We start from the raw sequence: 22,411 nt of genomic DNA, 5'->3' as shown, positions 1-22,411 counted from the left end.
AACACGCGATGGAAATCGGCAAAGTCGGAGTCTTCGATGCGATTGCTGTGGCATGGCTGAGGCGATGATCCGTTCCGCTGAAAAATCACGGCGGCTTGCTAGGACATCGTGCTGTTGCCCACGGCCCGTACCCGGATGAGGTTGTTCGAGGTATCGCCGTTGGGTATCGAGGCATGCACGCCATCGACATCAATGCCAATGAATTGCACCACCCGATCATGACCTATCACGTCGGTGTCGGTGACTTCGTTGTACTGGGCATTCGCGGTAATGTTGATTGCCACCATGCCGGGCGAGATCGGCGATGAAATGATCCCGTTTCTGCACCGATTCCGCTTCACGCCTTGGTGGAACCATATTCCAGGGTTGTTGGTGCTCTGTATGTCGAAACCGTCCAGCAGGTTATCCGACGCCCCGTGGCCGAACAGAATGCCGGCGTTCCCATTACCCGTCGCCGAAAGGCCGGCGATCCGGTTGAATGAAGAGAAAGGATCGAGGATGACCCCACGAGACTGATTGTCGTCGGACACGATGTCTCGCAACGTGCAATGGTGAGCTTCCGACAGCGCAATGCCGCTGTATCCGTTTATCGCCCGTACCCGTTCTGCCGTCGAGCGGGTGAGCATGGTGGCGGCTGACAGGGTTCCATCCTGATTCCCGGACGCATCGACCGACAGGTCCGTGGCAACGGCCCCTTCCATCAACACCAATACCCGATCGTTCACACCGGGCTTCAGCTTCAGGGTGCTAGCCCACATCCCGCTCCCGTGAAGGCGGACTCCCGGCGGAACCGTGACGCGCTGCGACAACATCATGATTCCGATTTCCGGGAGGCGAACCGTTCTACGCAACGTTGCGGCGCTCGACAGAGCGGCAGCAATGGCCGGCGTCCATGTCCATGTGGAGGGATCATTGGCGTCCGGCCTTTCAGTAATCAGGCTTGCATAGTCCCATACGCTGACATATTCATTCAGACGAGCAGATACGCTGCGGCCAGCAACAAAGCCCACCAGGCTGGACCCGTCAGAACCGCGGAACGCATTCAGCCGCTTCAGAAAAGCCTCGGCCTGTACATTCAGCGGCCCGGCCCCGTCGTCCTCCAGGACCGACGGAATCGGGGCATCGGCATCTTCTTCGGCCGTTGATACCTGGCCACCCTTCACCTGGATGGCGCCTGCGATAATCTCTTCGTAGTCCTCGTCGGCCGGATCGCTGAGCAGCACATCCTCGATCGTCACCGTCGGATATCCCGCCTGCTCCACCCGTACGTCGTAGCGGCCATTGCGCGCGTAGAAATCCGCGTTGCCGCTGGCATCGGCCGGGAATGGGTTTGCCATCACGGCGCCGGGATCGTTCGCGCTGTAGATGTCGGTCAACGTACTGGTGCCGTTCAAATAAACGGACACTGTCGCCCCGGGCATGAACACCAGGCCGCTGGAAGCCTGGGTGATCACAAGCTGATTGAATCGCTGCATGGCGGGTACCTGTCCCTCCAGGGTGGCTCGGCGATTCCCAGCATACACAGATCTTGTGCATGTTCCTGCAACGCCCCGCTCAACGCGTCCGGATCAGGCCCTCAGGCCGCCTGCGCCCGAGGCGCCCATGGCTCCCCGCCAGTATCCGGGCACCGCTCAGTCCAGCGCGATGCCGTACGCCTCGATGATGGGCTTCCAGAGCGCCAGATCGTCCTGAACGTACTTTGCGAACGCCGGCGGATCGAGGTCGCGCACGCTCAGCCCCTGCAGGGCGTAGCTGTCGAGCAACCCCTGATCCTGCAGCGCGAGCCGCACCTCGCGGTGAATAGCATCCCGGATCTCGGCGGGCGTGCCGCCGGTGGTATACAGCCCGAACCAACTGGTCGGAGTGAAGTCGATACCCTGCTCCCGCAGGGTCGGCACGTCGGGGAAAATCGCACTGCGTTCCGGGCCGATCGCGGCGATCGCCCGGACCTTGCCGCTGGCGACAGCCGGAGCCACGGTCAGGGGCGAGGAAACGGCCATCTGCACATCGCCGGCCATCAAGGCAGTGATGATCTGGGGAGACCCCGAGTAGGCGACGTGAGGCACGTCGGCGTTGGGGCCGCTGCGTGCGACCAGATACGCCATGATGAGATGGCCCAGCGTGCCGGTGCCCGGCGACGCATAGGCCAGCTTGCGACGGGGCGACGCCATTTCCGCGAGAAGATCATTCGCGTTGCTCGCCTCGATGTCGTTGGCCACGACGAGTATGGTCGGAGTTTCCGCCACCAACGATACCGGTGCTAGGTCCGTGCCTGGGTCATAGCTCATCTGCTTGTAGAGCAGTGCGTTCATCGCCAGCGGGCCGGAAGGTGCCAGCACCAGCGTGTGTCCGTCAGGCGCGGCGTTGGCGACCACGGCCGCGCCGATCATGCCCGACGCGCCGCCACGGTTCTCTATCACGACCGCCTGCCCGGTATGGCGCTGCACGCGCTCGAAAATCATTCGGGCTATGGTGTCGGGCGCCGACCCCGCGCCGTACGGCACGACGACACGGACGGCTTTGCTGGGCCAATCCGCTGCGCCAGCGGCTGCGGTCAGGCCACAGCAGAGGAAGAGCAGTGCAATTCTCGCTTTCATGATGGGTTCCTTGAATTGACGGCGTCTCCTCCGGGCTAGCTTGTCATGTACCGCGCCGCCTTGGGCCGATTCCTAACGCTGGCGCAGTACGGCCCACTCTGCCGCGGTGCGTCCCAGGTTGCCGAAGCGCGCATGGGCCCGGCGCATTGCCATGTCCTCTCGACACCACGGCTCAGCGTCGCCCATGTCCAGCCACAGCCGGTACAGGAAGCGGCGCCGATGCGGCTCAGGATGATCCTCATAGGCCGTGCGCCCGTGCACCACCAGAAAATTGTTCAGGAACTGGATATCCCCGGGCTCGAAAGCCATGCTCAGCGCCATGTCCCGGCGCCCGGCGATAGCCTCGAAGCACGCGAGAGCGTCCATTTCTTGGGCCGACAACTCCCGGCCCAGCACCTGCGCGCCGCCCAGAATGTATGAGCGCGTATAGCGGCAGCTAACCCGCGTCGCGTGGCGCACGAAGATGGGAATGGGGTCGGTGACAGGCGATTCGTCCGGCGCCTGCTGGCCCTTGCGCGAATACGGGAAACGGCGCGTCAGCACGGCAAGATGTTCCGGATGATGCGCCAGGATCTCGTTGTAGATCGCCGACGTACTGACGATGCTGCTTTCTCCGCCCGACTTGGCAGCGCGCACGCAAAGCAGCCCCACCACGTCGGTGGGATCGACGTGGTAGTCCGCACGCGCTCGGCTTTGGTAACCGCGAGCCTGGGTTTGCTGCGCGAGGGTGGCGTACTCGACCCCGGCATCCGTGACCGGACACAGCAGATCACCGTCGGCGTTCTGCGTCAGGCCGGTGCCCAGCAGCATGCCCAGCGCCCAGAAGGCCCGGCCGGCGCCATGCTGATCCATGTCGTGGATAGGAACGCCGCGCACGAGTGCGAAGCCACGGCTGCCCAGATCGCGCTTGAGCTGCTCGGCCAAGGGAACCAGCGGCGCCAGCAGAGCTCTCACATCGCCAGCCTTGAGGTCGGCAAGCTCGACGTGCGCGTAGCGAACGGCGGCTTCGCGCAGCGCGTCCTGCTGGGCAGCGTCCAGCACGTAGCGCCATGTGCTCGGATCGCTGCCGGCATCGTCCGGTCGCCAGACCGCGGGCCCGGTAACCGGTGTGTGGGAAAGTTCGGCCATGTGGTTTACATAGATCACGGGAGCGACCAGTATCCCAACTGGGACGTGATTAAGAAAATGAAAATTAAGCGCCCGTGATAAACCAAAGGTTTCCCCCTCCCGACGCCATTCCCGCCATGAATCTTCGCCAGATCGAGATCTTCCGCTGCGTCATGCAGACAGGTTCCATCAAGGGCGCGGCCGCCTTGCTCCACGTCACGCCGCCGGCAGTCAGCAAGCTGCTCGAAGCCGCCGAGCGCGCCTGCGGCATCACGCTCTTCGAACGCGTCAAGGGACGGCTCGTCGCCACGCCCGAGGCCGTGCGCCTTTACGATGAAGTCGAGCAGGTCTGGCAGCGCGTGGAGCACCTGCGCACCTTCACCCGTGAGCTCGCCCTGCCCTCGGGCGCCGCCCTGCACTTGGCGATTTCGCCCAGCCTGGGCGCATCGATCGTCCCCCGCGCGGTGACAGCACTGATCGACCGAACGCCGGACGCACGCATTACGGTCGATCAGCAGATCCCGCATCTGCTCGTGAAAGCGATCGTCGACGGCGTATCGGATATCGGTGTGACACTCAGCCCGCAGACGCATCCCAGCGTCGACGTGCTGGCCCGCTATCCCTGCAAGCTGGTGTGCGTCATGCCGGCGGGCCATCCCTTGGCACGCAAGAAGTCGGTCGCTCCCGCCGACCTGCTCGGCCATCCCGTGATCTCGTTTCCGCAGGCCCTTGCCTATGGCATGAGCAACGTCGATCTCTATGGGCGCCAGGCCGACCAGATCCGCAGTTGCCTGGACGTACGCTCGGGGCCGACCGCCTGTTGGTTCAGCATGGCCGGCGCCGGTGTTGCGATCGTGGACGACACCTCCGTGGCCGGCGGCGTCTTTCCGTCCCTGACCGTTAGACCGTACCGCTGCGGCGCGCGGTTGGCGGTGCATCTGCTGAAGCACTATCACCGGCCGCTTTCGAGGATGTCGGAGGCGTTTTGTGAAGCGTTTGATGCGACTTGGCGGGCGGTGTATGGAGGTGGGGGAAGCGAGGAGGTCCGTCTTCGGGCTGCTCGTTTGTAGTCATCGGGCTGTACGCAATGCAGCGAGGCGGGCCGAATCGTCGCCCCTCCCTCCTCCGAGCCAAGCGGGCGCCAAGCTCGAGACAGCAACCCGTGCACTGGAGCGATGGGGATGGCTTTACTTGCTTGGTGCGTGGCTACCCTGGAGCCCACTGAGCGACGAGCCAGCCAGCACTGCTAGGACGGGATCACCACCACGTATGTTCTGATCGACCACGACGGAACCGGCCCGTATCCTGGACTACTGCTCCCTGTCGGCTGCGCACATGCATTTTCAGAAGCTACAGGAAGCAGGCCGCAAGCGTCTGCCGGCCTGTCATGTCCCTGCCGTTTGAGCCGGTGGCGTCTGGCCATCTCCGCGATGTGGAGCAAGGAAAGCGCTACGGCCACTTGCTGGTCGGTCATGCGATCGACCTGCGCTATCGGTACAACGTACTTTAGGGGTAAAGGCAGTACGCATGGATGCGAAGGATGAGAGAGCTGCCGCTCTCTATGGCGGCTACGGCTTTCGAGCGGTTGCGTCGAGGGTGCTGAATTGTGTCTGCTTGCCTAGACGGGCGGCTTTCGGCCACAAGCTGCCATTCGATTATGGATCCTTTGTACTCATCAACGGCTCATATCAAGAGTTTTCAGGTTCGTATAAACACTACAACAGCTAATTTGCCAATCAATTAAGATTTTCATACAGTACTAGACGAACTAGACATGCCTGTTGTATGTCTTCTAAATCTAAGTTAGGCCCCGTATGGACATACTCTCGCTCGCTGTCGGATTTCTGGTAGGAACCGCTACCGGAGCAGCAGGGAACTACATCGCCGACAAGTACACGGATGTCCGCCGAGAAAAGAAGGCGACTAAAGAGAGAATGAAACTGTGGCGGGATATCGAGGCTCGCTTTCCAGAAATCATCGCTGAGATGCGCGCTGACTTTTCCAGCGCCGAGGGCCGAGGGGTCCGAGCTTTCTTTGTCAAGGAAAGCAATACGCTCATCGCTTTCACATCGGAGCCGAGTTTCGAGTACCACACCGACAAACACCCGAATCTTCGGGCCGCTGTACTTCTTTTGGCGCATCACGGCTTCGTCTCTGACATGACGCCTGGCAAAACGCCAATGTATCGCGTACATGAAAGCCTGGTAGATCAACTCACGGGGCCTAACAATTCGTCCAAGCCGACGCTGCTTCGCGGCGCGGCTTAACTCAAGTGCTAGGCGTTTTAGGAAAGAAAATGGCTTCGAAATCTACCGATCCTAAGGCGGAAACTGCAGCTTCAAACGTTCTTTCGAGCAAGTCCATTGGTGCGGCCTAACTGCGGCAGGTAGCGCACTGCCTCACGTAAGAGGCAAAAAGTAGTTTCTAACCCGGTGCTGAAGCCCACCTGCATACTGCGGGCGGCTCGGCTTTTTCGGTATGCACTTATTACTACTGTAGAGATTCCCAAATGACTGAGGTCGCTGAAGTTTCTGGAGAGCAGATCAAGGCAGAGGTTCTTGCTAGGCTTGATCAGTACAAGGATCTGAGCATGTTTGAGCAGTACGCCATATTCATGGGTAAGGCCCAGATACTGGAGTTCGGCCTCAAGGGATTGCTCGCCCGAAAGTTCAACGTCTCACATGAAGAAATGGAGCGCTGGACACTTGGCAAAACCAAGAACGAGATCAGGGATAGAGGACTCAGACCAGATTTCATCCGGCTCTTGGAGAGCGTCGTAGAGCACCGGAACAACATGGCGCACGAGTTCTTAGCCAATACTGCGACAACCCACTCCATCGCCAAATTTAGTGACCGTAAGCTCCACGGGGAGCTGTTCCGCGCCCTCTACGAAATCGAGCAAATAATCATTCTTCACGATTGGTTCGAGGTAAATGATGGATGGCGACCACGCGCTTAACTAAGATGTCGGTGAATGTCAGCAGTGGGTCGAAAGCGGTCATCCGGCGGCGCTATAGAGTAGTTATGTCATCCGAGGCAGTGACCCGAGTCCAGCACAACAACGACACATCGGCTCGCTGCCCATTGGCTAAGCTTCGCCAAGTTGCTGATGAATGCGATTGCGCAGCCCTGGAGGACGGTCCGCCCCACCCGCGGCCGGCCCGACAAGGCTTTACACTCCACCTTGCCCGAGGCGCGAGCGCACTCGGGTCAGACCGGCACCCGCCGCCCCCTACCCTCCCACGCATAACCATGACAACCCTAACCCTCCAACAAGCCAACCAAATCCTAACCGCCGCCGTAGCCCAGGCCCGCAAAGCCAACTACCTGCCCATGACCATCGTGGTCCTCGACGAATCCGGCCAGATCAAGGCGGTCGCTCGTGAGGATGGCGCCAGCATGTTCCGCTTCGATGTTGCGCGCGGCAAGGCCTATGGCGCGGTCGGGATGGGCGTGTCCAGCCGGGCGCTGGCGCAGCGTGCGAAGGACAACCCGAACTTCTTCGTGGCGCTGGGCGCCACTGCCGAAGGCAAGTTCCTGCCGCAGCCCGGGGCGGTCGTCATCAAGGACGCGCAGGGCACGATCATCGGTGCGGCCGGCGCGAGCGGCGGCACTGGCGACGAGGACGAGGAAGTCTGCATCGCCGGCATCCAGGCGGCCGGGCTGGCGCACGGCTGAGACTGGCGCAATGCGGCCGGGCGGCCTTTGGCGGGCCCCGGCCGGTGCTAGACAGCCAGCATCTCGTCGCGCACCAGGCGCCCCGCCACGAGTTCGAGCTGGCGTTCGCAGCGCGCGGCCAGCGCTGGATCATGCGTGACCAGCACCAGGGTGGCGCCGTGCTCGCGGTGCAGCTCGAACATGAGGTCGATCACGGCCTTGCCGGTGGCGACGTCCAGGCTGCCGGTGGGTTCATCGGCAAAGAGCAGCGAGGGCGCCATGACGAAGGCGCGCGCGATCGAGACGCGCTGCTGCTCGCCCCCGGAAAGTGTGCGCGGATAATGGTGCAGGCGGCCTGCCAGGCCGACGCGGCTCAGCATGCGCTTGGCGGGCTCGCGCGCCGGCCGGCCGGCCAGTTCCAGCGGCAGCATGACGTTCTCCAGCGCGGTCAGGTGCGGCAGCAGTTGGAAGGACTGGAACACGAAGCCGACATGCGCCGCGCGCAGCTTGGCGCGCTCGTCCTCATCCAGTTGCGACAGGTCGCGCCCGAGCAGGCTGACCGCGCCCTCGTCCGGCAGGTCCAACCCGGCCAGCAGGCCGAGCAGGGTCGACTTGCCCGAACCGGAACTGCCCGTGATCGCCGCAGTCTGACCTGCAGGCACGGCAAATGCCACGTTGTCCAGAATGGTCAGCGGGCCGTTGGTATCCTCCACGCGCCGGGTCAGACCCTGGGCATGGATCGCAGGTATGCCGCTAGACCGTACATCTTGGTTCATCTCGTTCTTCCCGGTGACATCCATGCAACGAGCCTCTCTTCATGACGCGCGACGCCGCGCGAGCCTGCTGTTCCTGGCCGTGTTCGTGGGCCTATTGTGCCTTGCGCACGCAACCAGCGCACCCGCACAGACCGCCGCGGTGCCGCGGGGTTCCGACGAAGGCGCACGCATCCTGGTGGTCGGCGACAGCCTGTCGGCCGAATATGGTCTGCCCCGCGGCGCTGGCTGGGTCAGCCTGCTCGCCCAGCGGATAGAGAGCACGGCGCTCGGCTACGAAGTCGTCAACGCCAGCATCAGCGGCGACACCACCGCCGGTGGCCTGGGTCGTCTGCCCGCGCTGCTCACCGAACATCGCCCGGCCATCGTGGTTCTCGAACTGGGCGGAAACGATGCGCTGCGCGGCCTGGATCTCGCCGTGACCGAGCACAACCTGAGCGAGATGGCGCGCCTCTCGCGCGAGGCCGGCGCCCAGGTGCTGGTGCTCGGCATGCAGATCCCGCCCAACTACGGCCGCGCCTACGCCACCCGCTTCGCGTCGGTGTTCGAGAGCGTGGCGCAGGCACAGCAAGCCGAGCTGGTACCGTTCTTTCTGGAAGGCATTGCCACCGACCCGGCGATGTTCCAGGCCGACCGCATCCATCCGGCGACGGTGGCGCAACCCATCATGCTGGACAACGTCTGGCCGGCGCTCGAACCCCTGCTGCACGCTGCCGGTCAAAACGCGCGCTCCGCGGACACGCCGCCCAGGAATCCATCGCCGCGTACGTCGTCGCATTCCGGCCTGTAGACAGACGACAGGCCTTACACACCACCCTCCGCGGGACTCGCCACCACCACCGCCACCACCACCGCCACCGCCCCTGCGGCGCCCGCAAACGAAGAAGGCCGGCGGAGCAACCCGCCGGCCTTCTTCGAACCTCGAACCGCCCGCCACCCGGTGCCCCGGGTGGCCGGACGACATCAGCTACCCAGCTTCATCCAGGTGTCGACCACCGTGTCCGGATTGAGCGACATGGACAGGATGCCCTGGTCGCGCAGCCACAGGGCGAAGTCCGGATGGTCGCTGGGGCCCTGGCCGCAGATGCCCACGTACTTGTCGGCCGCCAGGCACGCCGAGATGGCGCGCTTCAGCAAGGCCTGCACGGCGGGATCGCGCTCGTCGAAGTCGGCGGCGAGCAGTTCCAGGCCGGAATCGCGGTCCAGGCCCAGGGTGAGCTGGGTCAGGTCGTTGGAACCGATCGAGAAGCCGTCGAAGAACTTCAGGAACTCCTCGGCCAGCACCGCGTTGGACGGTACTTCGCACATCATGATGAGGCGCAGGCCGTTCTCGCCGCGCTTCAGGCCGTAGGAAGCCAGCAGTTCGACCACGCGCTCGGCCTGCCTGAGGGTGCGCACGAAGGGCACCATGATCTCGACGTTGGTCAGGCCCATCTCGTCGCGCACGCGCTTCAGGGCCTCGCACTCCATGCGGAAGCACTCGTTGAATTCGTCCGACACGTAGCGCGCCGCGCCGCGAAAGCCCAGCATCGGGTTCTCTTCCTCGGGCTCGTAGCGCGAGCCGCCGATCAGCTTGCGGTACTCGTTGGACTTGAAGTCCGACAGGCGCACGATGACGGGCTTGGGATAGAACGCGGCGCCGATCGTGGCGACGCCCTCGGCCACCTTGTCGACGTAGAACGCGCGCGGGCTGGCATGGCCGCGGGCGACGGATTCGATCGCGGTCTTGAGCTCGCCGTCCACGCCCGGATAGTCGAGGATGGCCTTCGGGTGGATGCCGATGTTGTTGTTGATGATGAACTCGAGGCGGGCCAGACCCACGCCGCCGTTCGGGATCTGCGCGAAGTCGAAGGCGAGCTGCGGGTTGCCGACGTTCATCATGACCTTGACGTCGATATCGGGCATGGTGCCGCGGCGAACTTCCTCGACTTCGGTCTCGATCAGGCCGTCGTAGATGCGGCCTTCGTCGCCCTCGGCGCACGACACGGTGACCTGGGCGCCCTCGCTCAGCTTGTCGGTGGCGTCGCCGCAGCCGACCACGGCCGGGATGCCGAGCTCGCGCGCGATGATCGCCGCGTGGCAGGTCCGCCCGCCGCGGTTGGTGACGATGGCCGAGGCCTTCTTCATGACCGGCTCCCAGTTCGGGTCGGTCATGTCGGTGACGAGTACGTCGCCAGCCTGCACGCGGTCCATTTCGGACACGTCGGACACCAGGCGCACCGGGCCCGAGCCGATCTTCTGGCCGATGGCGCGGCCGGTCACGAGCACGCTGCCGGTGGCCTTCAGGCGGTAGCGCTGCTGCACGTCGGCGCTGGCCTGCTGCGACTTCACGGTCTCGGGACGCGCCTGCAGGATGTAGATCTTGCCGTCCACGCCGTCGCGGCCCCACTCGATGTCCATCGGGCGACCGTAGTGCTTCTCGATGATGACCGCGTAGCGGGCCAGCTCGATGACTTCGTCATCGGACAGCGAGAAGCGGTTGCGTTCGCTCGCCGGCACGTCGACCGTGCGCACGGCACGGCCTTCGCTGCGCTCGGGATCGAACTCCATCTTGATGAGCTTGGAGCCGATGCGCCGGCTGACGATGGGGAACTTGTCGGCTTGCAGCGTGGGCTTGAAGACGTAGAACTCGTCGGGGTTGACCGCGCCCTGCACCACCGTCTCGCCCAGGCCGTAGGACGAGGTGATGAAGACCACGTCGGTGAAGCCCGACTCGGTGTCCAGCGTGAACATCACGCCGGCCGAGCCCGTGTCGGAACGCACCATGCGCTGCACGCCGGCCGACAGGGCGACGTCCGTGTCGGCATAGCCCTTGTGCACGCGATACGAAATGGCGCGGTCGTTGTAGAGCGAGGCGAAGACGTGGCGGATCTTGTCGAGCACGTCGTCGACGCCGACCACGTTCAGGAAGGTTTCCTGCTGGCCCGCGAACGAGGCGTCCGGAAGGTCTTCGGCGGTGGCCGAGGAGCGCACCGCGAAGCTGCCCTTGCCGTCGGCGTCGAGCTTGGCGAAGCTGGTGCGGATCTCGTCCTCGAGGCGCGCAGGCAGCGGTGCGTCGATGATCCACTGGCGGATCTGCGAACCGGCCTCGGCCAGGGCGCGCACGTCGTCCGCATTCAGCGAGGCGAGCTTTTCGGCGATGCGCTTGTCGAGCCCGGCGTCGCGCAGGAAGTCGCGAAAGGCCTGGGCGGTGGTGGCGAAGCCGCCGGGCACGCGTACGCCTGCGCCGGCGAGCTGGCTGATCATCTCGCCCAGCGAAGCGTTCTTGCCGCCCACTGAGTCGACGTCGGCCATCCGTAGCTGTTCGAACGGAACTACGTAAGACATGGAAAGCACCTATACAATGGAAAGAAAGCCTGTTCGATGAGGGCTGGCCTCGCCAACCCTCATCGAACCCGCCTCCTGGCACATCCCTGGCATCTCCAACGATACGCCCAACGACACGCCCGGCCGCCGGGATCGCGGCCCCGGTTTCATCCGGGCGCGAACCCGGCGACCTTGGCGGATTGTACGCGAACCCTCCAGCACAATGACGCAACCCGACACCGCCGCGAAACGCACCGTCTTCATCGTCTCCGACGGTACCGGCATCACCGCCGAAACCTTCGCCAACTCCGTGCTCTCGCAGTTCGACATGGCGAGCTTCCGGCACATCCGCATGCCCTTCATCGACTCGCTGGAAAAGGCCGCCGCGGCCGCCGCCCGCATCGATCGCGCCTACGACGACGAGGGCATGCGCCCGATCGTCTTCAGCACGCTGGTGAATCCACGCATCCACGCCCGCGTGCGTCAGGCCCACGGCCTGTTCCTCGACCTCTTCGCCACCTTCGTCGCCCCGCTCGAAGAAGAACTGGGCGTGAAGTCGAACCACTCGATCGGCCGCACCCACTCGGTGGCCGATTCGCGCCAGTACCACAACCGCATCGAGGCCATCAACTTCAGCCTCGCCCACGACGACGGCCAGCTCCACAGCGGACTCTCGCAGGCCGACGTGATCCTGGTCGGCGTTTCGCGCTGCGGCAAGACGCCCACCAGCCTTTACCTCGCCATGCAGTACGGGGTCAAGGCCGCCAATTATCCGCTCATCCCCGAGGATTTCGAGCGCGACAGCCTGCCCGGCTCGCTCGCCCAATATCGCGACAAGCTGTTCGGCCTCACCATCCAGCCCGAACGCCTGGCCGAAGTCCGCAACGAACGCCGGCCGGACAGCAAGTACGCCTCGCTCGAGCAGTGCCGCTACGAGGTGGCCGAGGCCCAGCGCATGATGCGCCGCGAAGGTATCCGCTGGCTCTCGACCACCACCAAGTCGATCGAGGAAATCGCCACCACCATCCTGCAGGAGCTGCGCCTGACCGGCATGGCGTAGATGCCCGCGCTACGCCGCCGCGCGCGCCAGCCGTTGCCGGCGCTGCTCGAACAGGCAGACGGCCGCCGCGGCGGCCACGTTGAGCGACTCCACCGCCGCAACCTGCGGAACGAAGACGCGCAACGCCGCAGCCGCCAGCAGGCCGGGGTCCACGCCCTGCCCTTCGTGCCCGAAGCACCAGGCCACGGGCGCGGTCAGGTCTTGCGCATACAAGGACGCGCCGCCGTCGAGCGTGGTTGCGGCCAATGGCGCGCGCACGCGCGCGAGCACCGCCTCGCGGTCCAGGCCCTCGAGCAGGCGCAGCGAGAAATGCGCACCCTGGGCCGCGCGCAGCACTTTGCCCGACCACACCGCCGCGCTGCCCTCGGTAAGCAGCACCTGCGCCACCCCCGCCGCCGCGCAGGTGCGCAGGATGGAACCGACGTTGCCCGGGTCCTGGACCCGATCGAGCACCACGCAATCGCCGTCGACGGCATCGCCGTGCGCGGCGGCCGGCAGCTCGATCAGGAAACCCACGCCCTGGGCGCCCGCCACGTCGGACACGGTATCGAGCAGCCCCGCCTCGAGCACCACGCGCGGCGCCTGCGCGCAGGCCCGCCACAGCGCGCGCAGCTCGGCGCTACCCTGCTCCGGCATGGGCGCGGCGAATATGGCCTGCGCCGGCAGGCCGACGCGGGCCAGATACTCCTGGCACAGGTGCACGCCCTCGAGCCACACGGGCGCGCCGGCCCGGCCGGCCTCGCGGGCCCGGGAACGGAGCGACTTCAGGAACGGGTTCTGGCGCGATGCAACGCGCTTGAATTCGATGTCGGACGACATGCACGAAATAGGCGGCCATGGCCGCGTGCGGCAATTCATAATGATAACTTGGCCTCGACGCCCAGGTAGCGTCGGTCCGCGCTGCGCCAGCCCACGATGAACGCTCTGCTCACTGCCCTGCTGTGCACCACCTCCGCCGCGCTGGGCGCGGTGTGGACGCGATACCGCGCCGGCCGCTCCTGCCGCGACGCGCCGGCCCAGCCGTCCTACCCCAGTGGCCGTGATCCGCTGACCGGCCTGCTCGATCATCAGGGCTTTCTGGCGCGCAGCACCCAGCAGTTGCGCCAGGCACCCGACCGCACGCACTATGCCGCCCTGATCGACCTGCAGGGCTTCAAGCTGCTCAACCGGCGCTACGGCCGCGACACGGGCGATTACGTGCTCATGCGCATCGCCACGCGGCTGCTCAAGTCGCTGCCGGCCGATGCGCTGGTCGCGCGCATCAGCGGCGACGAATTCGCCGTCCTGCTGCCCGATGGCGCGCCCGAGCGCACCCGCCGCCTGCTGCGCCGCGTCATCTCCACGCTGCGCGCGCCCTACGACACCGATGCCGACGTGATCACCGTACAGCCGCGCATCGGCATCGCGCGCTCTCCCCAGGACGGAGCGGACATCGACACGCTGCTCAACCGCGCGGACTTCGCGCTGGGCGTGGCCAAGAGCCGCGGCGGCACGCGCATCGTGCGCTTCGACACCCGCCGCGGCCCCGAGGACGACCAGCGCCAGCAGCTCGAAATCGACCTGCACGGCGCGCTCTGCGGGGGCACGCAGCTCAGCATGCGCTACCAGCCGATCTGCGACTGCGCCACGCGCGCGGTGCGCGGCTACGAAGCCCTGATGCGCTGGCAGCACCCGGTGTATGGCGATGTCCCGCCCAGTGTCTTCGTGCCGATCGCCGAGCGCAGCGGGCAGATCGCCCGGCTCGGCAACCGCGCCCTGCAACTGGCGGCGGTGGACGCGGCGCGCTGGACGCGCCCATGGTACGTATCGGTCAACCTGTCGCCCCGGCAGTTCTACGACCCCCGGCTCCTGAGCTGTCTCGCCGATGCCCTGCACACCAGCGGGCTGCCCGCCTCGCGCCTGTTCCTGGAAGTCACCGAAGGGGTGCTGGTGCGCGACATGCGCCACGCCCGGCGCGTGCTGCGCGAGATCCAGCGGCTGGGCGCGCGGCTGGCGCTGGACGATTTCGGCACGGGCTATTCGGGGTTGAGCTACCTGCACCAGCTTCCGTTCGCCACGGTGAAGATCGACCGCTCCTTCGTGCAGGATCTGGAACGCGACGAGCGGGCGCGCGCTCTGGTGGCCGGCATGATCGCGCTGTGCCAGCGCCTGGATCTGACCACCCTCGCCGAAGGCGTGGAGAACGAGCGGCAGCGCGAGTTGCTGGCCGCCATGGGATGCACGCTGATCCAGGGGTTCCTGACCGGCGAACCACTCACTGCGGAGCAGGTTGCCGACAGTCAACCCACCGACTAGGTGGGCCTCTCAGCGCGATGGATTCCCTGTGCGTTCGGCCCTGGTCAGAGCAAGGCGACCTGGACGGGGGTGACGGCCTCGCAGACCAGGCGCACCGGCGCGAAGCTGCGCCGGTGCTCGGGGCAGGCGCCATGCGTCTGCAGCATGCGCAGATGCAAAGGCGTGCCATAGCCCTTGTGCTGGTCGAAACCGTAGTGCGGGTACTGCAAGTGCAGTTCGCAAAGCAGCCGATCGCGTTCGGTCTTGGCCAGGATCGATGCCGCCGAGATCGCCGGCACCAGGGCATCGCCGCCGACCACGGTCTCGACCCGGCAGGCGAGCGTGGGCGCGCGGTTGCCGTCCACGCGCGCGAGATCGGGCGTCACGCCCAATGCCCTCACGGCGCGATACATGGCGAGCATGCTCGCCTGCAGGATGTTCAGCCGGTCGATTTCCTCGACGCTGGCGCTGGCCACCGCCCAGGCCTTGGCGCGCGTGCGGATCGCCTCGGCCAGCACTTCGCGCCGCTCGGGCGTCAATTGCTTGGAATCGGCGAGCCCGTCGATCGGACGGCGCGGATTGAGCACCACGGCGGCGGCGTAGACCGGGCCGGCGAGCGGGCCCCGGCCCGCCTCGTCGACGCCGCAGATCACGCGCGTGCGGCGCACCTTGACAGCCGCGCTCTGCGCGCCCGGCGTGCAGGCCGCGGGCTCCAGCGCCAGGTCCCAGCTCGTCTCTTCATGCGCCACGTTCGGCCACCTCCAGAATCCGTTGAGCCGCCAGGCCCGCAGTATCGCATTTCAGGCTGGCATGCAGCTCGGCGAAGCGCGCCTGCAGGCTTGCCACCCGGGCCGGCTCGGTGAGCATCGGCCATATCGCCTCGGCCAGCGCCTGCGGTGTGGCCGCGTCCTGCAGGAACTCCGGTACCAGGAAGTCGCGTGCAAGGACGTTGGGCAGGCCCACCCAGGGCAGATAGGGCCGCTCCTGCCCCGACTTGCGCCGCATGATCCACAGGGCCAGGGCCGACACCACATAGGCGATCACCATGGGCCGCTTGAAGAGCGCGGCCTCGAGCGTGGCGGTGCCGCTGGCCACCAGTACCGCGTCGCACGCAGCCATGACCTCGTAGGCGCCGCCGGGCACGCAGCGCACCCGGTCGGTGAGGCCGGCCTCGCTCAGTTGCTGGCGAAACTGCGTCTCGCGTTCGGCATTGACCATGGGCGCAAGCACGAGGAGCTCCGGGTCGCGCGCCAGCAGGATCTTGGCCGCGGCGAGAAAGCGCGGCCCCAGGTGGTGCAGCTCGCTGCGGCGGCTGCCTGGCATCAGCGCCAGCACGCGGGCCTCGGCCGGCACACCCAGCCGCGCCCGGGCGCCCGCCTTGTCAGGCTTCTCGGGGATGACGCTGGCCAGGGGGTGGCCGACATAGGTCACCGGTATGCCGGCCTCGCGGTAGATCGCTTCCTCGAACGGAAAGACCACCAGCATGTGCGACACCGCGCGCTTGATCGCGTGGATGCGCTCGCCACGCCAGGCCCAGATCGAGGGGCCGACGAAATGCACCGTGGGCACGCCGCGCGCACGCAGCGCCGCTTCGAGGCCGAGGTTGAAGTCCGGGGCATCGATGCCGACGAAGGCGGCGGGCGGCTCTCGCACCCAGCGCCGCCGCACGTCCGCACGCATCGCGAACAGCGAGGGCAGCCGCCGCAAGGCGTCCACGTAGCCGAAAATGGACAGGCTGTCCATGGGGTACCAGGCGTCCAGGCCGGCTTCGCGCATGCGCGGCCCGCCGATCCCGGCACAACGCAAGTCCGGGCGCGCGGCCGCGAGCCCGCGCATCACCTGCGCGGCGAGCAGATCGCCGGAAGGTTCGCCGGCGATCATGCCGATCGACAGCGCCATCGTCAACGCACGATGCCGCGGGCCGCGGTGTCGAGAAAGTCCAGCATCTGGCCCAGCGCCGCGGCGCCGTCGCCGCCGGCCTGCACGCGCGTACGCAGCTCGTCCTTGGCCTGGGCGAGCGCCAGCCCCTGGCGGTACAGCACTTTATAGGCATCGCGGATGGCCCGCACGGCTTCGGGACTGAAGCCGCGGCGCTTCAGTCCCTCGGCATTGATGCCGGCGGCCCGGGCCGGGCTGCCCGCGGCCGTGACGAACGGCGGCACGTCCTGCAGCAGCAGCGACTGCCCGCCCGTCATGCAATGTGCGCCGATCTTGACGAATTGGTGCACGCCGGTGAAGCCGCCGAGCACCGCCCAGTCGCCCACGCTCACGTGGCCGGCGAGCTGCGCGCTCGACGAGAGCACGGTGTGGTTGCCGATCTGGCAGTCGTGCGCGATGTGCACGTAGGTCATGATCCAGTTGTCGTTGCCGACCCGGGTCACGCCTTCGTCCTGCGTCGTACCGATATGCATGGTGACGAATTCGCGCACCAGGTTGTTGTCGCCAACCTCCAGGCGCGTGGGTTCGCCGCGATACTTCTTGTCCTGCGGGATCGCACCGATCGAGCAGAACGCGAGAAAACGGTTGTTGCGCCCGATGCTCGTATGGCCGTCGATCACGCAATTGGGGCCGATCTCGGTGCCGCCCGCGATGCGCACATGGGGGCCGATCACCGTGAACGGCCCGACGCGCACGTCGCTATCCAGCTCCGCCCCGGGATCGACCACTGCCGAGGGATGGATATGTGCCACGTTCAGGATTCCAGTTTGCGCATTGCGCACATGAGGGATGCTTCGGCCGCGATGTCGCTACCCACCAGCGCCTTGCCGGCGTATTTGCCGATGCCGCGCGAAGCCCTTTCGACGGTGACTTCGAGGCGCAGTTGGTCGCCGGGGACCACCGGGCGCCGGAAGCGCGCGCCGTCGATGCCGGCGAAGTAATAGACCGCCTTGTCCTCCGGCTTGGCCCCGACGCCCATGAAGGAGACGATCGCACACGCCTGCGCCAGGGCTTCCAGGATCAGCACCCCCGGCATGACCGGATGGTGTGGAAAGTGCCCGGGAAAGAAGGGCTCGTTGATCGACACGTTCTTGAGGGCGACGATCGACTTGCCGGGCTCCACGTCGAGCACGCGATCGATGAGCAGCATCGGGTAACGATGCGGCAGGCAATCGAGAATCGCCTTGATGTCCATTTCCATGCAGCGTAATCCTAGGAAGCGCGCACCGCGCGCGAAAACGCGCATTTTAGCCGGCACAGCGGGTTCGGCCTACCCGTCCTGCCGTACCGGCCGGCGGCGCCCTCTATCCTTCGGTCGGCGCGTCGTCGTCCGCGGCGCTGGCCGCAAGACTGCGTTCGACGCTCTGCACGCGCCGGCGCAGGCGCGAGAGCTGCCCGATCATCGCTGCGTTGCGCTGCCACTCGCTATGCTCCGACAGCGGATAGAGCGCCGTATAGCGTCCCGCGTGCGGCAGATCGATCGTGACCGCGGTGGCGCCCGAGATATTGACGTCGTCGACAATGGTAAGGTGGCCCGAGATCATGGCCGCGCCACCGATCATGCAGCGCGCGCCGATGGTGGTCGAGCCGGCCACGCCCGTGCAGCCCGCGATGGCGGTGTGTTCGCCGATGCGCACGTTGTGGCCGATCATGATCTGGTCGTCCAGCTTGACGCCGTCGCCGATCACGGTGTCGTCGATGGCGCCGCGGTCGATGGTGGTATTGGCGCCGACCTCGACGTCGTCGCCCAGGCGCACGCTGCCGACCTGCGGGATCTTGACCCACTGGCCGCGTTCGCCGCGCGCGGCGGCCACCGCATCGGGCGCAAAGCCGAAGCCGTCCGCGCCCAGCACCACACCGGCATGCAGGATCGCGCGCGCACCGACGCGCACGCCGCGGTAGAGGGTGACGCGCGGATACAGTACGCTGCCTTCGCCGATCGTACTATCCTTGCCGATGTAACAGCCCGCACCGATGCGCACGCCGCGGCCCAAGACGGCACCGGCCTCGATCACGGCGTGCGGGCCCACGGCCACGTCGTCCGCCAGGACGGCAGCGGGATCGATGACGGCCGTGGGATGCACGCCGCAAGCGTCGTCCTTTCCCTGCTGCGCCGCGAACCACTGGGCCACGCGGGCATAGAGCAAGTACGGATGCGCGCAGAGGATGCGCGTGAAGCTGGTGGGGGTGTCGGCGAGCTTTTGCGCCGCGGCGGGGCTCAGCAGCACGGCGCCTGCCGCCGTCTGGCCGAGCTGCGCCGCGTAGTGCGCGTTGGCGAGGAAGGAAATTTCGTTCGGGCCCGCGTTCGCCAGGGTACCTACCCCGGCAATCACGCGGCTGGCGTCGCCTTCGAGTGTCCACTCGAGCCCGCCAGCGTCCAGTTCTGCCAGAAGCGCGCCCAGGGTGGGCGCGGCGTTTGGATCGATGAGAACCGGCATCGCGAGACAACTACCCTGCCAGGATCAGCGCTGCGAATCCAGGGCCTTGATGACCTGGTCGGTGATGTCCACGCGCGGGCTGACAGTGATCGCTTCCTGCAGCACCAGGTCGTAGCCCTGGCTTTCGGCAATCTGCTTGATGACCTGGTCGGCGCGCTCGAACACGCGGCCCATTTCCTCGTTGCGGCGACGGTTCAGGTCTTCCTGGAATTCGATACGCTTGCGCTGGAATTCGCCGTCCAGGGTGGACAGTTCGCGCTGGCGACGGATACGGTCGGACTCGGACATGACGGCCGCATCCTTGTCGTACTGTTCGGACTGCGTGCGCAGGCGCGTGGCCAGTTGCTGCAGCTCGGTTTCGCGCTTCTTGAACTCGGAATCGATCCTGGCGACCGCGGCCTTGGCCGGTGCGGAGTCACGGATGATGCGCTCCACGCTCACAAAGCCCACCCGGGTCGCGGCGCCTTGCGCTTGGGCATATGCCGCGTTCATGACGCCAGCCGAGCCGAACGCCGCCGCCACGATGAGCGCACGGCCGGCCCAGCGCTTCACAGCGTGGCTCCGCTTGACGGTCGAAACAGCATGCTGAGACAGGAAAGTCATTGAGTTCTCGCTAACGGATAAAGCAGAAGTGCCCTCATCGGATGCCCTTCATGGACACCCTGCCCCGGCGGGGCTTCTTGCCTAGGGCGGCCCGGCGGCAAGACATGGCAAACCGCGCCGATCAGTGCAAGCGGTAATTGTGCCATTAATCCGTGACGAAATCGGGGGGCTTACCGGGCAAAAGAGCAAGTGCTCGTAACAACTTCGTCGCCGCTGCGGCGCGCGCAAAAGAAGCTTGCGCGCGCCGTTTTCAGCCGGCGATCAGAACGTGGTGCCGATCTGGAACTGGAACGGTTCGGTGTCGTCGCCGTCCTTCTTGTTGAGGGCGCGGCCCCACGAAATCTGCAGCGGACCGAGCGGCGAATCCCAGGACAGGCCGATACCGGCCGAATAGCGCAGATCGCCCAGGTTGATGTTCTGGTTGTTGGCGTAGACCTGGCCGCCATCGACGAAGGCGAACCAGCGCAGCGTGCGATCCTGCTGCGCGCCGGGGAACGGCAGGTAGAGCTGCGTGTTGAAGAACACGCGCTTGGCGCCGCCGATGAAGTCGTTGGTATCGGGGTCGCGCGGGCCGAGCGAGCCGCTTTCGTAGCCGCGCACCGAGCCGATGCCGCCCGCGTAGAAGTTCTTGAGCGGCGGATAGGGCTGGCCCGAATAGCCCCTGCCGTAGTCGACCTGGGCGTTCAGGGCGAGCGTGATGTCCCTGCTCACCGGCCAGTACACCTGGCCCTGGGCTGTGGCGCTGTAGTAACGCAAATCGCCTAGTACCGAACCTTCGCCGCTCAGGCGTGTGAGATAGCCCTCGCGCGGGGCGAGCGCGCTGTCGCGGGTGTCCCGCGTCCAACCGGTCGAGAGGATGAAGGCGTCGCTCTTGGGGCCATACTGCTCGACGTACTCGCGGTAGTTGAACGGGCTGTCGTCGTAGATCGTGATCTCGTTGCGCTCGTACGTACCGCCGAAGTTCACGCGGTCGATCTCGGAGAACGGGATCCCGAAGTTCATGCCCAGGCCACCCGTGCGCAGCTCGTAGTCGCCCGTGTTGCCGTACCACTGCTGTTGCCTGCGATAGTACAGGCTGGTCGTACGGCTGATGCCGTCGCGCGTGAAGTAGGGATCGGTATGGCTCAGCACGAACGCGCGATTGCGGCTGCTGGTGTTGACCTGGAAGCCGAGGTTGGTGCCGGTGCCGAAGACGTTGTCCTCGCTGATGCCGGCCATCAGCATGACGCGATCGGCGCTGCTGTAGCCCACGCCCAGGTTGATCATGCCGGTCGGCCGTTCCTGCACGTTGACGTTGACGTCGACCTGGTCGGGCGTGCCCGGCACGGGTTGCGACTCGACGTCCACCGACTGGAAGTAGCCGAGACGGTCGATACGGTTGCGCGAGAGCTGGATGTCGGCCGCGTTGTACCAGGCGGCTTCGTTCTGACGCATCTCGCGGCGCACCACCGTATCGCGGGTGCGCGTGTTGCCGCCGATGTTGATGCGCCGCACGTACACGCGGCGGTTCGGGTCGACGAAGTACGTGAGATCGGCGACCTTGGTCTCGCGGTCGATGGCGGGGTTGGGATTGACGTTGGCGAACGCGTAGCCGAGATCGCCCAGGTAGTCGCTGATCGCCTGGCCCGACGCGTTCACGTCGGCTGCGGAGAAGGTCTCGCCTTCCTTGACGGTGATCAGATCGCGGAACTCGTTGTCCAGGCCCAGCAGGTCGCCGGCGAGCTGCACCTTGCCGACCTTGTAGATCGGGCCTTCGTTGATCGTGACCGTGATGTGGATGTCGCGGCGATCCGGCGAGATCGACACCTGCGGCGGCTCGACGTTGAACTCGAGATAGCCCCGGTCGAGGTAGTAGGCGCGCAGCGTGTCGATGTCGGCCTGCAGCTTCTGGCGCGAATACTGGTCCGTCTTGGTGTACCAGGTCAGCCAGCCCGGCGTGGAGAGCTGGAACAGGCCGCGCAGCGTGCGGTCGGAGAACGCCTCGTTGCCGACGATGCGGATGTCGCGGATCTTGGCCACGTCGCCCTCGAACACCTCGAAGGCCACGCCCACGCGGTTGCGCGGCAGCGGCGTGACGGTGCTGGTGATCTCGACGGCGTACTTGCCTCGGGCCAGGTACTGGTTGCGCAGCTCCTGCTCGGCGCGCTCCAGGACGGCGCGATCGAAGATGCGGCCGTCGGCGAAGCCGACCTGGTTGAGCGACTGCAGCACGGTCTTGTTGTCGAACTCGCGCATGCCGTTGAAGCCGATCGAGGCGATGGTCGGGCGCTCGGTAACGACCGCCACGACCACACCGTCGCGCACTTCGATGCGTACGTCGCTGAAGAAACCGGTGGCGAACAGCGCGCGCACCGCCTCGGTGGCCTGCTCTTCCGTGAACTGGTTGCCGACCTTGACCGGCATGTAGCCGAACACCGTACCCGGCTCGATGCGCTGCAGGCCTTCCACCCGGATGTCGCGCACGACGAAGGGCTCGAATGCCTGGGCGGCGGGCGCCGCCAGCGTCAGAGCGCCTGCGACCAGGGCGATGCGCGAAGCGTGCCGGAGAAGATGGGACGGGGAGCGGACGATACCGTGCAAATTCATGAAACGGCGCAAGGTCGGTAATCCTGAATGGTGAGTGCGATCATGAAACACCGCCGCGGCCTGTAAAGACAG

The 22,411-nt window shown here is 65.9% G+C and carries 20 protein-coding genes; 7 read left to right on the top strand and 13 right to left on the bottom strand.

Translation table 11 applies throughout. The features are described 5' to 3' along the window. Positions 1 to 98 precede the first annotated feature (98 nt). The 3 genes from FOZ76_RS21210 to FOZ76_RS21200 all read right to left on the bottom strand — a co-directional run bounded on the left by FOZ76_RS21210 (position 99) and on the right by FOZ76_RS21200 (position 3,725). Positions 99 to 1,475 carry a NosD domain-containing protein gene (locus FOZ76_RS21210; RefSeq protein WP_143950262.1) on the bottom strand — a complete coding sequence of 459 codons (1,377 nt, stop codon included), beginning with the start codon at positions 1,473 to 1,475 and terminating at the stop codon, positions 99 to 101. Between the two features lie 156 nt (positions 1,476 to 1,631). Continuing rightward, positions 1,632 to 2,462, bottom strand: a complete 831-nt coding sequence (locus tag FOZ76_RS21205) for a Bug family tripartite tricarboxylate transporter substrate binding protein (RefSeq protein ID WP_170235565.1) — start codon at positions 2,460 to 2,462, stop codon at positions 1,632 to 1,634. A gap of 207 nt (positions 2,463 to 2,669) precedes the next feature. Continuing rightward, positions 2,670 to 3,725 carry a TauD/TfdA family dioxygenase gene (locus FOZ76_RS21200; RefSeq protein ID WP_143950260.1) on the bottom strand — a complete coding sequence of 352 codons (1,056 nt, stop codon included), beginning with the start codon at positions 3,723 to 3,725 and terminating at the stop codon, positions 2,670 to 2,672. A 116-nt stretch (positions 3,726 to 3,841) separates the two neighbouring features. Here FOZ76_RS21200 and FOZ76_RS21195 point away from each other — a divergent pair, with 116 nt between their 5' ends. The 4 genes from FOZ76_RS21195 (at position 3,842) to FOZ76_RS21180 (ending at position 7,382) form a co-directional block, all read left to right on the top strand. Beyond that, the gene (locus FOZ76_RS21195) at positions 3,842 to 4,774 is read left to right on the top strand and encodes a LysR substrate-binding domain-containing protein (RefSeq protein WP_143950259.1); all 933 of its coding nucleotides are present in this window, start codon (positions 3,842 to 3,844) and stop codon (positions 4,772 to 4,774) included. Between the two features lie 744 nt (positions 4,775 to 5,518). After that, positions 5,519 to 5,971, top strand: a complete 453-nt coding sequence (locus FOZ76_RS21190; RefSeq protein ID WP_143950258.1) for a hypothetical protein — start codon at positions 5,519 to 5,521, stop codon at positions 5,969 to 5,971. Positions 5,972 to 6,213: 242 nt separating this feature from the next. Next, positions 6,214 to 6,663: a hypothetical protein gene (locus FOZ76_RS21185; protein WP_143950257.1), complete on the top strand. Its 450-nt coding sequence runs from the start codon at positions 6,214 to 6,216 to the stop codon at positions 6,661 to 6,663. Between the two features lie 293 nt (positions 6,664 to 6,956). After that, on the top strand, positions 6,957 to 7,382 hold the full coding sequence (locus FOZ76_RS21180) for a GlcG/HbpS family heme-binding protein (RefSeq protein WP_143950256.1): 426 nt from the start codon (positions 6,957 to 6,959) through the stop codon (positions 7,380 to 7,382). 47 nt (positions 7,383 to 7,429) lie between these two features. On the opposite strand, the gene FOZ76_RS21175 is transcribed toward FOZ76_RS21180, so the two are convergent. Next, a complete protein-coding gene (locus FOZ76_RS21175; RefSeq protein WP_170235564.1) occupies positions 7,430 to 8,137 on the bottom strand; it encodes an ABC transporter ATP-binding protein in 708 nt (235 codons plus the stop codon). A 22-nt stretch (positions 8,138 to 8,159) separates the two neighbouring features. Here FOZ76_RS21175 and FOZ76_RS21170 point away from each other — a divergent pair, with 22 nt between their 5' ends. After that, positions 8,160 to 8,924 carry an arylesterase gene (locus FOZ76_RS21170; protein ID WP_143950254.1) on the top strand — a complete coding sequence of 255 codons (765 nt, stop codon included), beginning with the start codon at positions 8,160 to 8,162 and terminating at the stop codon, positions 8,922 to 8,924. 173 nt (positions 8,925 to 9,097) lie between these two features. On the opposite strand, the gene ppsA is transcribed toward FOZ76_RS21170, so the two are convergent. After that, entirely contained in the window at positions 9,098 to 11,461 is a 2,364-nt protein-coding gene (ppsA, locus tag FOZ76_RS21165; RefSeq protein WP_143950253.1) for a phosphoenolpyruvate synthase, read from the bottom strand. Between the two features lie 202 nt (positions 11,462 to 11,663). Here ppsA and ppsR point away from each other — a divergent pair, with 202 nt between their 5' ends. After that, positions 11,664 to 12,500: a posphoenolpyruvate synthetase regulatory kinase/phosphorylase PpsR gene (gene ppsR, locus FOZ76_RS21160; protein WP_143950252.1), complete on the top strand. Its 837-nt coding sequence runs from the start codon at positions 11,664 to 11,666 to the stop codon at positions 12,498 to 12,500. 9 nt (positions 12,501 to 12,509) lie between these two features. Here ppsR and FOZ76_RS21155 read toward each other — a convergent pair whose 3' ends face one another. Continuing rightward, positions 12,510 to 13,319 (bottom strand): TrmH family RNA methyltransferase, encoded by an 810-nt coding sequence (locus FOZ76_RS21155; protein ID WP_143950251.1) that lies wholly within the window; start codon positions 13,317 to 13,319, stop codon positions 12,510 to 12,512. 96 nt (positions 13,320 to 13,415) lie between these two features. On the opposite strand from FOZ76_RS21155, the gene FOZ76_RS21150 reads away from it, so the two are divergent. Then, positions 13,416 to 14,795 (top strand): putative bifunctional diguanylate cyclase/phosphodiesterase, encoded by a 1,380-nt coding sequence (locus FOZ76_RS21150; RefSeq protein WP_143950250.1) that lies wholly within the window; start codon positions 13,416 to 13,418, stop codon positions 14,793 to 14,795. Positions 14,796 to 14,839: 44 nt separating this feature from the next. Here FOZ76_RS21150 and rnhB read toward each other — a convergent pair whose 3' ends face one another. The 7 genes from rnhB to bamA form a co-directional block, all read right to left on the bottom strand. Beyond that, positions 14,840 to 15,442 carry a ribonuclease HII gene (rnhB, locus tag FOZ76_RS21145; protein WP_246129730.1) on the bottom strand — a complete coding sequence of 201 codons (603 nt, stop codon included), beginning with the start codon at positions 15,440 to 15,442 and terminating at the stop codon, positions 14,840 to 14,842. Between the two features lie 70 nt (positions 15,443 to 15,512). After that, positions 15,513 to 16,673 (bottom strand): lipid-A-disaccharide synthase, encoded by a 1,161-nt coding sequence (gene lpxB / locus FOZ76_RS21140; protein ID WP_143950249.1) that lies wholly within the window; start codon positions 16,671 to 16,673, stop codon positions 15,513 to 15,515. 2 nt (positions 16,674 to 16,675) lie between these two features. After that, a complete protein-coding gene (gene lpxA, locus FOZ76_RS21135; protein ID WP_143950248.1) occupies positions 16,676 to 17,464 on the bottom strand; it encodes an acyl-ACP--UDP-N-acetylglucosamine O-acyltransferase in 789 nt (262 codons plus the stop codon). 2 nt (positions 17,465 to 17,466) lie between these two features. Beyond that, positions 17,467 to 17,913, bottom strand: a complete 447-nt coding sequence (fabZ, locus tag FOZ76_RS21130; RefSeq protein ID WP_143950247.1) for a 3-hydroxyacyl-ACP dehydratase FabZ — start codon at positions 17,911 to 17,913, stop codon at positions 17,467 to 17,469. A gap of 103 nt (positions 17,914 to 18,016) precedes the next feature. Next, positions 18,017 to 19,150: a UDP-3-O-(3-hydroxymyristoyl)glucosamine N-acyltransferase gene (lpxD, locus tag FOZ76_RS21125; RefSeq protein ID WP_143950246.1), complete on the bottom strand. Its 1,134-nt coding sequence runs from the start codon at positions 19,148 to 19,150 to the stop codon at positions 18,017 to 18,019. 24 nt (positions 19,151 to 19,174) lie between these two features. Further along, a complete protein-coding gene (locus tag FOZ76_RS21120) occupies positions 19,175 to 19,753 on the bottom strand; it encodes an OmpH/Skp family outer membrane protein (RefSeq protein WP_143950245.1) in 579 nt (192 codons plus the stop codon). A 261-nt stretch (positions 19,754 to 20,014) separates the two neighbouring features. Next, positions 20,015 to 22,339 carry an outer membrane protein assembly factor BamA gene (gene bamA / locus FOZ76_RS21115; protein ID WP_143950244.1) on the bottom strand — a complete coding sequence of 775 codons (2,325 nt, stop codon included), beginning with the start codon at positions 22,337 to 22,339 and terminating at the stop codon, positions 20,015 to 20,017. Positions 22,340 to 22,411: the final 72 nt, after the last annotated feature.

The sequence above is a fragment of the Verticiella sediminum genome (assembly GCF_007558815.1).
GTDB classification, from domain to species: Bacteria; Pseudomonadota; Gammaproteobacteria; order Burkholderiales; family Burkholderiaceae_B; genus Verticiella; species Verticiella sediminum.
Note: the sequence above shows the minus strand (reverse complement) of the source record. Positions and strands in the feature narration are given on the sequence as shown.

Excerpts from the sequence above, each read along its gene's own strand:
- FOZ76_RS21180 (WP_143950256.1), top strand. The coding sequence starts at position 6,957 with ATGACAACCCTAACCCTCCAACAAGCCAACCAAATCCTAACCGCCGCC.
- bamA (WP_143950244.1), bottom strand. The coding sequence starts at position 22,339 with ATGAATTTGCACGGTATCGTCCGCTCCCCGTCCCATCTTCTCCGGCAC.
- ppsR (WP_143950252.1), top strand. The coding sequence starts at position 11,664 with ATGACGCAACCCGACACCGCCGCGAAACGCACCGTCTTCATCGTCTCC.
- FOZ76_RS21190 (WP_143950258.1), top strand. The coding sequence starts at position 5,519 with ATGGACATACTCTCGCTCGCTGTCGGATTTCTGGTAGGAACCGCTACC.
- FOZ76_RS21195 (WP_143950259.1), top strand. The coding sequence starts at position 3,842 with ATGAATCTTCGCCAGATCGAGATCTTCCGCTGCGTCATGCAGACAGGT.
- FOZ76_RS21210 (WP_143950262.1), bottom strand. The coding sequence starts at position 1,475 with ATGCAGCGATTCAATCAGCTTGTGATCACCCAGGCTTCCAGCGGCCTG.
- lpxB (WP_143950249.1), bottom strand. The coding sequence starts at position 16,673 with ATGGCGCTGTCGATCGGCATGATCGCCGGCGAACCTTCCGGCGATCTG.
- FOZ76_RS21150 (WP_143950250.1), top strand. The coding sequence starts at position 13,416 with ATGAACGCTCTGCTCACTGCCCTGCTGTGCACCACCTCCGCCGCGCTG.
- FOZ76_RS21170 (WP_143950254.1), top strand. The coding sequence starts at position 8,160 with ATGCAACGAGCCTCTCTTCATGACGCGCGACGCCGCGCGAGCCTGCTG.
- FOZ76_RS21185 (WP_143950257.1), top strand. The coding sequence starts at position 6,214 with ATGACTGAGGTCGCTGAAGTTTCTGGAGAGCAGATCAAGGCAGAGGTT.
- fabZ (WP_143950247.1), bottom strand. The coding sequence starts at position 17,913 with ATGGAAATGGACATCAAGGCGATTCTCGATTGCCTGCCGCATCGTTAC.
- FOZ76_RS21155 (WP_143950251.1), bottom strand. The coding sequence starts at position 13,319 with ATGTCGTCCGACATCGAATTCAAGCGCGTTGCATCGCGCCAGAACCCG.
- FOZ76_RS21205 (WP_170235565.1), bottom strand. The coding sequence starts at position 2,462 with ATGATTTTCGAGCGCGTGCAGCGCCATACCGGGCAGGCGGTCGTGATA.
- lpxD (WP_143950246.1), bottom strand. The coding sequence starts at position 19,150 with ATGCCGGTTCTCATCGATCCAAACGCCGCGCCCACCCTGGGCGCGCTT.
- FOZ76_RS21120 (WP_143950245.1), bottom strand. The coding sequence starts at position 19,753 with ATGACTTTCCTGTCTCAGCATGCTGTTTCGACCGTCAAGCGGAGCCAC.
- FOZ76_RS21200 (WP_143950260.1), bottom strand. The coding sequence starts at position 3,725 with ATGGCCGAACTTTCCCACACACCGGTTACCGGGCCCGCGGTCTGGCGA.
- ppsA (WP_143950253.1), bottom strand. The coding sequence starts at position 11,461 with ATGTCTTACGTAGTTCCGTTCGAACAGCTACGGATGGCCGACGTCGAC.
- FOZ76_RS21175 (WP_170235564.1), bottom strand. The coding sequence starts at position 8,137 with ATGAACCAAGATGTACGGTCTAGCGGCATACCTGCGATCCATGCCCAG.